An 8,694-nucleotide genomic window follows, 5' to 3' on the forward strand; every position below is an offset into this window, starting at 1 on the left:
CCACCGCCGTATCCACGTCCTGGGACCAGTCCTTACCCAACGCCAGGTTCTGGAAGATCTGCTCTGCCACAGACTGCGGCAACTCCTCGAGGAAACCTTCGGAGATGGCCCCTTCAATCACCTGGCGCGGAATGCTCTTGACCGCGCGCTGCTGCACCAGCGGATTGGCCGCCGCCGTGGCCGCGTCATCGGCAAACTGCTTGGCAATGCCCTTGTTGCCCTGGGCCAGCATGGTCTCGGCATCACCAATGCCCAGGCGCTGTGCCATGCGCCCGCCTGCATACCCGAAGCCCGCCGTGGCCGCGCCCGTGGCAGCCGCCGCCGCGACCTGGCCCGGCGAGAGCAGCCCATCATCGGTTTCCTGGCGTATCTGCTCTGCAGCAGAGCCCGCGCCCACCACGCCCTCGCCCAGCGCACCAGCAGCTGCAGCACCCTTCGCGCCAGCCTGGCCCAGCCGCGTGGCCGCACCCAGTGCGCGCGCCGCCACGCCGCCCGCACCCATGGCCGGCAGCGATTCAACGACCGCGCCGACGATGTTGGAAGGGTTTTCAACGGCGGCCTTGAACTTGCCGCCCAGGCCCTCAGCCTCCTGAAACTTGCGCTGGGCTTCCTTGGTGGCGTCCGAGTGCCATTCGTTGACCGCTTCCCGGGCAGGCTTCGGGCGAAATCCAACCATGCCGCCTTCGTTCTCGAGGAACTTGCCAACTCGCCCACCTGTCGCCAGGTCGGCCAGGCCGACAGCAGCTTCAGGCACTGCGATGGCGCCCTTTACCGTCCAGGCTGCAGCGTCCCGGGCGTAGTCACTGGCGGAGCGTGACGTGGATTTCCCATCGCCGTCATCAACGGCCATGCCGCCGAAACGATCAGATTGGACCGGGGTGCCGCCGAACTTGTCTGTTGCCATCCCCCCAACTCTCTCTGCGGTGGAGAGAGAGGTCGAACCCTAGGCGGGGTGCGCATATAAGTTCTCTTGCGCGGTATGGCATGCACTCAATGCTCCCAACAGCGCACCGCCTACAACGCCAATGACAGAGCACTGACAGCACATCACAGGGCCTCGGTTCGTTAATCAGAGTGCAGCATCAGCATTGCTGTTTCAACTCACGAGGTCGGTAAATGACATTCAAACGAATCGCCGCTGTAGGACTTGCATCAGTGGGGCTGGCGTCAGCCCTTGCCCTGACCGGATGCGTTGTTGCGCCGGAGCGGCACCCACGCCCAGCGCCTGCTGTCCATGCCCAAGAGCGCGTGATGCCGGAAGTGATCGTGGAAGAGCGCGGAGCACCCCCTGCGCCTGGTTGGCACTGGGTGAACGGCTACTGGCGTTGGGAGCGGGATCAGTGGGTTTGGCAGCGAGGTCACTGGGTTGCCAACGCCGTGCCACCGATGCCTCCAGTGATCGTGGAAATGCGCCCCGCACCACCCAGCCCCGTTCACTACTGGGTGCCTGGTCACTGGGTGTGGCGCGCGGAAATCAACAACTGGTTCTGGGTGAAGGGCCAGTGGCACGGCTGATCAGCCCAACTTCACAGGCCCGCCCAGCGGGCCTTTTTCATGCGCCGCTATCCCTCGCCACAGGAATGATCCCAATGCAGCGGCCCCATACTGGTGCACCGGATCACCCAATGGCCGTGCACTGGAGGAACGATGGAAGGCAGAGACGGGGAGCGGGAGGAAGACGACGAAAGCAGTCCGGCCTTGACCGTGGGCTTGGCCGCCCTGGCGCTCGTGCTGCTGGCTGTGGTGTTGGGCGTGCTGACGCTGCTGGTGCGCGGGTAGCCCAGAAACGACGACGCCAGCCAGAGGCCGGCTTCCGTTCAGACCTCGAAGGGCTTTCGATCTCGGCCCTCAATCCAGCGGGGAGGTCGTCCGTGCCCGGCCCATGTCTCGCCCGTCTTGGGGTTGCGATAAAGATGTTTCGGGCGCTTCGGCGGCGTCGGGTCGAACAGATCCCGAGGCGTCAGATTGTGCTGTTCCACCAACATGCGAGCCGCCTTGATGGCAGCGAATCTCTTCGCGCGATAGGCTTTTGCGATCTTCTCGTCGAGAGCCGCCTGCTCACGAAGCAGCGCTTGGTATTGGGTCGGCATGTGGAGGCTCCCATGGGCACGGCCCTAAGTCTGCCGCGTACCGCACTGTCTGCTAGCCCAGAAATGACAAAGCCCGCGCGGGGTCGGCATGCCCATGGAGAAAAGCCCTATCGGGCTACGATGGGTGCTCCTACACAACCATCCCGAGAGGGCCAAGCCAATGGAGACGCATTCGTTCGCAGGCTCACGCACGCTTGTGAAGGGCACCTACAGCCCAGACACCCATCTTCTGTGCCTGTGGTTCACGAGCAGCCCGGATCGGCCTTATGACTATCCGAGGGTGCCGGAACATATTTGGACCGGGTTGAAAGCAGCGCGCTCGGCAGGCGAGTACTACAACCTTCACATTCGGGATCAGTACGGGGAGCCGCGCGCTCCAGCAAATCCATGGCGACGTCGATAGCTGCCCGAGCCCTTGCGAAATCGACAGTCCAGCTGGTGTCTGGCGACAGGGGCAAGTCTGGCCGGTCGGTAGCCACGCAGCCGCCGTGGAAGTCAAACTCGCGCCGCGCGAGCAGCAGCACGTTGTGCACGTAGGCCAGATCGTCGGCAGCAGGCCGCGCGCCCGCTTCAGCCCGCTGCGCCGCGGCCCTCGCACGACGCACCGCCCCCAGGGCCACGCAGACCAAGACAAGCACCAGGAGCAGTGCACCGGAGAGGATGAGAATGGAGAGATGTGCCATGCCCCAGTGTCAGCGCCGGAGCGCCTAGGACCGAACCCTAGCCGTGGCACGCGCGCTCAAGCCGGGCGACTCTTGCTTGAGCCCGCAGGCCCGTCGCCAAGATGTTTCAAACTAGGCTTCCCCACACGGCGCGACGAGCAGGCATCCTCAACCAACCAACATGTGAGCAAGAAACGAGGTGTTTTCGATGATTTTCATCCACAGAGCATCATGTCCACAGCGGAAAATCAAATTTAAATAAAGATTAATCCAAGGATAAACAGCTGCAGCACAAAAATAGATGCAAGCAGCTATGGGAAGCGTGGCAATTAATTTATAAAATCTAAATGTTCGTGATATTTCTTTCCTTTGAATATCCTTAAATCTAGAGATTCTTTCAATTTCATCCCTTATTGCCTTGCCGAATGTCTTCTTTGGCTTCGCAGCTTCCTGCAAATTAAATTCAAAACTATTTAGAAGATTCTCAACTTGATTCTCGTAGTGACTAATTGTTCTTAATATTATCAAACTAGCAAACACAACGCCTGCAATACCCACTATAAATCCAGATAGTGTTGAGGCATCTTTCACGACAATAAGTACACCGAGCGATGCGGGTACTGCAAGAAGTTTGGTACCTATCTCGCCAATCGCATTATTTAACTTAGTCGTGCTCTCCAACAATCCATCAGAAATCTTTTTTCTTGCAGCATCGAAAGAAAATGAACTAACGTAAGCATGAAGGTCGTGTAGATATTTTTTTGTAGTTCGCCCCCAATTCCTTACCAAATAATCGAAATCTACATTATCATCGTCGCACTCACCAATAATTTCAGCTATCGCTGTATTCATTAAAAGCACACGCTCTTCAATTTGATGTTTAGTTTTACCATCGGATTGACTCTTAAGAGCAGCAAGCAATTTAAAGCTTGGAATATCTGAAACAACAGTGTCCACGTTTAGGTTAATTTTCAATATAGCCGCCTTTTGGGGAGATTTACCATCCGAGGGCTTCAGAAAAATTAACTTATCACCTTCATAAGCTTGATTACGATCAATCGATATTGAAACAAACGCTCGCAAACAAAATACAAAATCGACGACTTTTTTAAGTTTGAATATCTGATCAGGAACAAAAGCATCTCCGTCCCAATAGTCCAAACTCCTTATGTAGAAATTACCCCTCAATTTCCCTAAAGCAAGAGTCGGAGTATCTTGAACAAATTCCTCAAAGGTTTCAAAAAACGCACCTCTCTCTGACCCAGGAATCTTAAATTCAAACTCAACTCTTCCATTGCGTACAACTGGATCAATTGGGCTAAAGCTCTCCTCAATCTCTTGGTAGGCCGCCAGCGCTTCGGTGAGCACTAGCGTTTCCGCAACGTCGATATTGAGCCGCTGCCCCTGCTTAAAAGGCGGCTTTCCGACGGCTCTATACAAATCGACGACTTGTTTAAACATGCTTATCTAACTCATCAATCTGTTTATCTGACAACTTAATTTTCAGATATCGCTCAGCTCTATTAAACTGGATTTTAGAATTTGCCGTAGTTCCAAAGTCAGATTTTTCAAATTTAATTTCCACATCGTCGTCTTTAAGAACGATTCTCGAATATTTTTTCAGCGACTCTTCACTTACCGGAAAGCTAGATGGTATTTTATAATCACCGCCATTAAGAGTGTCAACAAAACTATCAAAATGCCGAGATAACTCTACCGGAAATGCTCTCTCCACTTTTTGCTTAACCTCCTCAAGAGTCGCTTCTTCCCCCGCCTCCATCTTCTCCTTTAGGTAGTTGCAAACAACTTCCTTTACCTTTGAAGCGTTCGCCTTTAGGTCCGGATTATTCACGCAAAAATCATATGCCGCCTTTATAACCAATGATGTTGATCTCTTTGAAGATCGGTACAAAGCACATCCAAGTGCCTCGACAAAATAGGAGGCTGCATCGTCGGTATCTCTGCTCGATATAAATGAAAGGTACGGAATCAGCTCCAAATCCTCAAGCTCCGCCCCCTGCTCCAACTGTTTTGCCTCATCCAACTTTGAGAACAAGTAATCTGAAATTTTAATTTCTGATGCGTGACTCAATTTGGCCATATCCACCTGCTCTATGTCTACCGGAACAAAATCTTCCGTTAGGCGAATTCCTCCTTTTTGTTTAATCATTGCAATCAGCAAACCCTGGTTTCCATTTTCATACTTGTAATATCCAAATAGAATTTTGGACCCTGTTGCCAGCCTCGATTTCATAGCCTTTTCAACAATTACATCAACGGCAGTATGCGTCAATGCCAAAAAAACATTCTCATCCGTCAAATCTGGCTCGGAAGAAACGCATGCATCAAAACTAGAGGGGAACGGCCCTCTAAAATTATCATTATTAAATCGCCCCCAAGCCAGGCTGTTTTCCCTTTTACCAAGCAATTTGGCCACACCTTCTACCAATGCAATAACTGGCGCTTGAGTCACATCCAAAGTTTTATCTCTTTTGAAAACATTAGAAACTATTTCTGTATGTTTTTCTTTATCAAACCCATGAATTACGGCATTGATGAGGGCTAAGGGCATTTGAAGGTTCCAGAGAGTTGCAACGTGTCCGAATGTAACCCATCTATCACACTTTCACCTCTACGTCTCTAGGCTGCCGGCTCGGGCGTTCAACCTCAGCTTTCCAGCCTTCTGACAAGCACTAATACTGTACAAATATACAGCACCGATAGAGATCACACAAGTAGCAGCGAGTCGATTGGGATCAGGCTCCCCTGCTAATGAGCGCGATTCGACGTGCGCACCGTAGCCACCAAAGATCAGCGACGCCTCCAAGCAATCCCTAGGGCATGGGCATCACTCGAGGTTTGTTGCGCTTCATTCTGTTTTGCATTTAGTGAGACTCCGCCCTCCTGAGTAACCCAAGACGGTGGTACGCCTCGCCCCTCATACAGGCAGCCTACTGGTACATTGCCACCAGGAGGTTCTACCTATGAGCGCCCCGGACATCAGAGCGATGGAAGACATGCTGGACCTTCTGCGAGCGAAGAAGGCCTTTGCAGAGGCGCAGCTGCAGGCCTCCGAATCTAAGGACCCTGCGCTCGAATGGGACTTGCGCCGTATCGAGGGCCGCATCGATGTGCTCAAGGAGATGCTGCGGGAAGCTCGTGAGTGAGCACGGCAGGGCTAGAGGCGAGCCCTGCTACATTTCCGCTCAGGAGGCCCCAATGAGCCAGAACATCCCCCCAGACACGTCCCCTGAATCCATCGAGCGGTATCGCCAACGGGCGCGTGAACTGCGTGAGAACGCTGTTCGCATCGAGGACGAACTCAGGGCCCTCGAAGAGAAGAAGGCCGAACTCCAGATAACCCTCGCGCGAATCCGTGGAGCGGTCCAAGTTCTGGAAGAGTTGATTGAGGAGGCCTCCCAGTGAACCTGGGCCGTCTCGACTACAAAACGCTTTGCCTGTCCCTGCTGATCAGCTACGGCTGCGTGTGGTGGCTGCTGAGTTTCCTGATGCAGTCCGTGATGGGCAATCCAGAGCCTGGCGCCGTTCAGTACTCGAACGCGCTGTGGGTGCTGATCCCTGCATATTTGGTCGTGCCGCCGCTGCTGGCAGGCTGCATGGTGGCCCGGGCGGCCAGTAACCGGCCAATGCTGCACGCACTGATCGCAGCGGTGGTGGGCGCTGCTGTCTACGCCACCAGCTTTGTCTTGCTCGCCCCTATTCCATTGGTCCTGACTGCGGTAAGTGCCGGCCTGTACCTGCGCACCATCTCGCAGCGGGCTGATCGCAGAGGCTGATACATTCCGCCCATGCGCCCCCTCCTCATCCTTCCAGCCCTCCTCCTCGCCGCCCCCGCCCTGGCCGCCAACATGGCCACCTGCCTGCTGGACAAGCTCCCTGGTGTGAAGAACGCCCCAGCCCACGCGGCCGCGCTGAACCTGTGCGGCCAGCAGCACCCGGACAAGTTCTTCGAGGTCCGCCGCGGCTCGGGCCGTGGGCTGCTGGGCCCGAAGTCTCCAGAGCAGTGCACACTGGACAAGGCGCGCGACACGGCATGGCAGCCGGCGGCGGGGATGATCATGCGCGCGTGCGGGTGCCTGTACACGCCGAGCGCTGGCCCGACGGACATGTGCGAGCGGTATCCGCTGTCAGCCGAGATCCGCGCGCAGCACCCGCTGGTGAAGACGGACGCCGAACTGCTCAAGCTGGAGACGCACTACAGGAAGATCTACGCGGCGCACCCAGATGCCGACGCCCTGTACCAGAGGAAAGACTTCTGGGCCTGGGTCACCCAGAGCAAGGCCCGCGAAGACTCGCTCATCAAGGGATCGACGGAATCGATCATCCGGGTGATGAGCGAGTTCAAGATGCAGTCCCCCAGGCATGATCGCTTCGGCGGGACAGCAGTCGAACCTTAAGCTGGCTTCCTGTAAGTCCTGCCATCTTCGCCGATGTACGTCGCCCCCTTGGGCAGTGCATCGAACTGTGCCTGGGTCGCAACCTTTGGCGTTTGCCCACCCCCCCCCTCCACCTGCTGCACCTCACCCGTCACGCTGTTGTGCCGAATGATGCTGCCCTGGCTCGTGGAACCATCGGCATTCTTGACCGCAGGCGTGACCGTGACCTTCCATGGTGACGGATCTGCATCACCCCGGATCGCGCGCATGGACTGCTGGGCCTGCTGCTTCTGCTGGGGCGTGGCGTTGGGGTCGAGCAGCGTATTGCGCAGCTGCTCTTCCTGGCGCTGGGCCCGGGTCTTGAAGCCGCGCGCTTCGGCCTCGCCCTGCAGGCGCTGCTGCTCGATGCCCACGCGCATGCCCGTGCGCCCGGTTTCGCCGGCCTGCTGCATGGCCTCGCGCTGCAGGCCGCCGGATTGCTGCATGTCTTCGCGCATGAGGCCTGCGTTCTGGCGCATGGTCTCGGCGTCCAGCCCTGGCTGGGCCTGGCGCAGTGCAGCGTCGGTCTGCAGGGCGGCCTGGTAGGCGGCCACGGCCGGTGGCGGGCCGGACTGAGCGCCACCGCCACGGAAGCGGGCCATGCCGGCTGCCGCGAACTCGGGCCGGTTCATGATGCTGCTTGCGCCGGTTTCCAGGTTCTGGAGGTCTTTGCGTGCCTGCCAGTCGTTGCCGGAGTGGGCGACGGTTGGGGCACGGAAGCCGGGGAAGCCCAGGCGGGGCTGCTCGACCTCGATGCGCTGGCCAGGCGTAAAGCCGCGCGCCGTCGATTGCGCGGCCAGGTTCTGGGCTGCCAGGTCGTTTTGCCGGGACGGCAACCCTCGCGGCTCGTTGTTCAGGGTCGCGGCCTGAGCGCTGTCGCCGTAGCTGTTGCCGGATCGGAATATTCCGGGAGCGATCTGCGATGCCTGGCCCGAGGTCGACGCGCTTCCTGTGCTTGGAGCCTGCGAATACTCGTTGACAGCGGCGAAGTTGTTCGACGGCGCTGTCGCGCGGGCTGCTGCCGTGGCTCCAGCACCTAGCGTGACGGCAGGGGCGGACGCCTTGACATCAGGGGGGGTCGATTTCGGCGCCTGGGAGCCGTCATCAGCACCCACCAATCCACGGCCGAACCCCTTGGCGCCGTCCCACGCAGCGGAGCTGCCGCGTGCCGCGAGATCAATGATCGGGGTGGTGACCATGCCGACGGTGCCGGCCACTGTCTTCCCCACAGCCTCGCCGTAGTTGCCTTGGTTCCAGGAATCTTTGATCGATTGGCCGATCTCCTGGTTGTTCTGTTGGTAGCCGAAGCCACCAACCCTGTCAGGGGCCGGCGCCGCGCGCTGACCGCCCAAGGGAATCTGGTCTTCGGGCCGGCCGCCATTGGCGAAGAACACCTTGGGCTTGAAGCCGCGCGGCACGAATGCCTCTTCAGGTGCTGGTGTGTGGGTGGCATCGACGGCGGCCTGCAGCGCGCCAGCGCCGCCCATGGCGTGCACGGTATCTGGC

11 protein-coding genes and 2 pseudogenes are annotated in these 8,694 nt (G+C 57.6%); 8 read left to right on the top strand and 5 right to left on the bottom strand.

What is annotated here, in order from left to right; all coding sequences use genetic code 11:
• Nucleotides 1-754: pseudogene (locus tag L995_RS16370) on the bottom strand (hypothetical protein); the annotation flags it as partial.
• A gap of 497 nt (nucleotides 755-1,251) precedes the next feature.
• Between L995_RS16370 and L995_RS34390 the strand changes: the two are divergent.
• From L995_RS34390 to L995_RS34680, 3 genes and pseudogenes are all read left to right on the top strand, one after another.
• Nucleotides 1,252-1,359: pseudogene (locus L995_RS34390) on the top strand (YXWGXW repeat-containing protein); the annotation flags it as partial.
• Between the two features lie 27 nt (nucleotides 1,360-1,386).
• The gene (locus L995_RS34675; RefSeq protein WP_269431526.1) at nucleotides 1,387-1,515 is read left to right on the top strand and encodes a hypothetical protein; all 129 of its coding nucleotides are present in this window, start codon (nucleotides 1,387-1,389) and stop codon (nucleotides 1,513-1,515) included.
• A gap of 132 nt (nucleotides 1,516-1,647) precedes the next feature.
• Nucleotides 1,648-1,779, top strand: a complete 132-nt coding sequence (locus L995_RS34680; protein WP_269431525.1) for a hypothetical protein — start codon at nucleotides 1,648-1,650, stop codon at nucleotides 1,777-1,779.
• Between the two features lie 38 nt (nucleotides 1,780-1,817).
• Here L995_RS34680 and L995_RS16375 read toward each other — a convergent pair whose 3' ends face one another.
• Nucleotides 1,818-2,090, bottom strand: coding sequence for an H-NS histone family protein (locus L995_RS16375; protein ID WP_047472655.1), 273 nt, complete (start codon nucleotides 2,088-2,090; stop codon nucleotides 1,818-1,820).
• 160 nt (nucleotides 2,091-2,250) lie between these two features.
• Here L995_RS16375 and L995_RS34900 point away from each other — a divergent pair, with 160 nt between their 5' ends.
• Nucleotides 2,251-2,493: a KTSC domain-containing protein gene (locus L995_RS34900; protein WP_197065151.1), complete on the top strand. Its 243-nt coding sequence runs from the start codon at nucleotides 2,251-2,253 to the stop codon at nucleotides 2,491-2,493.
• A gap of 427 nt (nucleotides 2,494-2,920) precedes the next feature.
• Here L995_RS34900 and L995_RS33210 read toward each other — a convergent pair whose 3' ends face one another.
• Both L995_RS33210 and L995_RS32105 read right to left on the bottom strand, forming a co-directional pair.
• The gene (locus L995_RS33210; protein ID WP_156136091.1) at nucleotides 2,921-4,213 is read right to left on the bottom strand and encodes a hypothetical protein; all 1,293 of its coding nucleotides are present in this window, start codon (nucleotides 4,211-4,213) and stop codon (nucleotides 2,921-2,923) included.
• The gene (locus tag L995_RS32105; RefSeq protein WP_082001569.1) at nucleotides 4,206-5,324 is read right to left on the bottom strand and encodes a nucleoid-associated protein; all 1,119 of its coding nucleotides are present in this window, start codon (nucleotides 5,322-5,324) and stop codon (nucleotides 4,206-4,208) included. The genes L995_RS33210 and L995_RS32105 overlap by 8 nt, the downstream gene beginning before the upstream one ends.
• Before the next feature lie 412 nt (nucleotides 5,325-5,736).
• Between L995_RS32105 and L995_RS16385 the strand changes: the two genes are divergently transcribed.
• The 4 genes from L995_RS16385 to L995_RS16400 are packed head-to-tail and all read left to right on the top strand — an operon-like array spanning nucleotide 5,737 to nucleotide 7,170.
• Nucleotides 5,737-5,919 (top strand): hypothetical protein, encoded by a 183-nt coding sequence (locus tag L995_RS16385; protein ID WP_047472657.1) that lies wholly within the window; start codon nucleotides 5,737-5,739, stop codon nucleotides 5,917-5,919.
• A 52-nt stretch (nucleotides 5,920-5,971) separates the two neighbouring features.
• Entirely contained in the window at nucleotides 5,972-6,178 is a 207-nt protein-coding gene (locus tag L995_RS16390) for a hypothetical protein (RefSeq protein WP_047472658.1), read from the top strand.
• Nucleotides 6,175-6,549, top strand: a complete 375-nt coding sequence (locus tag L995_RS16395) for a hypothetical protein (protein ID WP_047472659.1) — start codon at nucleotides 6,175-6,177, stop codon at nucleotides 6,547-6,549. The genes L995_RS16390 and L995_RS16395 overlap by 4 nt, the downstream gene beginning before the upstream one ends.
• A gap of 12 nt (nucleotides 6,550-6,561) precedes the next feature.
• Nucleotides 6,562-7,170: a hypothetical protein gene (locus L995_RS16400; protein ID WP_052195819.1), complete on the top strand. Its 609-nt coding sequence runs from the start codon at nucleotides 6,562-6,564 to the stop codon at nucleotides 7,168-7,170.
• On the opposite strand, the gene L995_RS33855 is transcribed toward L995_RS16400, so the two are convergent.
• A partial coding sequence (locus L995_RS33855) for a hypothetical protein (protein WP_197065152.1) occupies nucleotides 7,167-8,694 on the bottom strand: 1,528 nt, incomplete at its 5' end. The genes L995_RS16400 and L995_RS33855 overlap by 4 nt on opposite strands.

The sequence above is a fragment of the Delftia sp. ZNC0008 genome (genome assembly GCF_000799035.1).
Classification (GTDB): Bacteria; Pseudomonadota; Gammaproteobacteria; order Burkholderiales; family Burkholderiaceae_C; genus Comamonas; species Comamonas tsuruhatensis.

What these genes read in the sequence shown, in the direction of transcription:
- L995_RS34675 (WP_269431526.1), top strand. Translation starts at nt 1,387, where the DNA reads ATGCCTCCAGTGATCGTGGAAATGCGCCCCGCACCACCCAGCCCCGTT.
- L995_RS34680 (WP_269431525.1), top strand. Translation starts at nt 1,648, where the DNA reads ATGGAAGGCAGAGACGGGGAGCGGGAGGAAGACGACGAAAGCAGTCCG.
- L995_RS16375 (WP_047472655.1), bottom strand. Translation starts at nt 2,090, where the DNA reads ATGCCGACCCAATACCAAGCGCTGCTTCGTGAGCAGGCGGCTCTCGAC.
- L995_RS34900 (WP_197065151.1), top strand. Translation starts at nt 2,251, where the DNA reads ATGGAGACGCATTCGTTCGCAGGCTCACGCACGCTTGTGAAGGGCACC.
- L995_RS33210 (WP_156136091.1), bottom strand. Translation starts at nt 4,213, where the DNA reads ATGTTTAAACAAGTCGTCGATTTGTATAGAGCCGTCGGAAAGCCGCCT.
- L995_RS32105 (WP_082001569.1), bottom strand. Translation starts at nt 5,324, where the DNA reads ATGCCCTTAGCCCTCATCAATGCCGTAATTCATGGGTTTGATAAAGAA.
- L995_RS16385 (WP_047472657.1), top strand. Translation starts at nt 5,737, where the DNA reads ATGAGCGCCCCGGACATCAGAGCGATGGAAGACATGCTGGACCTTCTG.
- L995_RS16390 (WP_047472658.1), top strand. Translation starts at nt 5,972, where the DNA reads ATGAGCCAGAACATCCCCCCAGACACGTCCCCTGAATCCATCGAGCGG.
- L995_RS16400 (WP_052195819.1), top strand. Translation starts at nt 6,562, where the DNA reads ATGCGCCCCCTCCTCATCCTTCCAGCCCTCCTCCTCGCCGCCCCCGCC.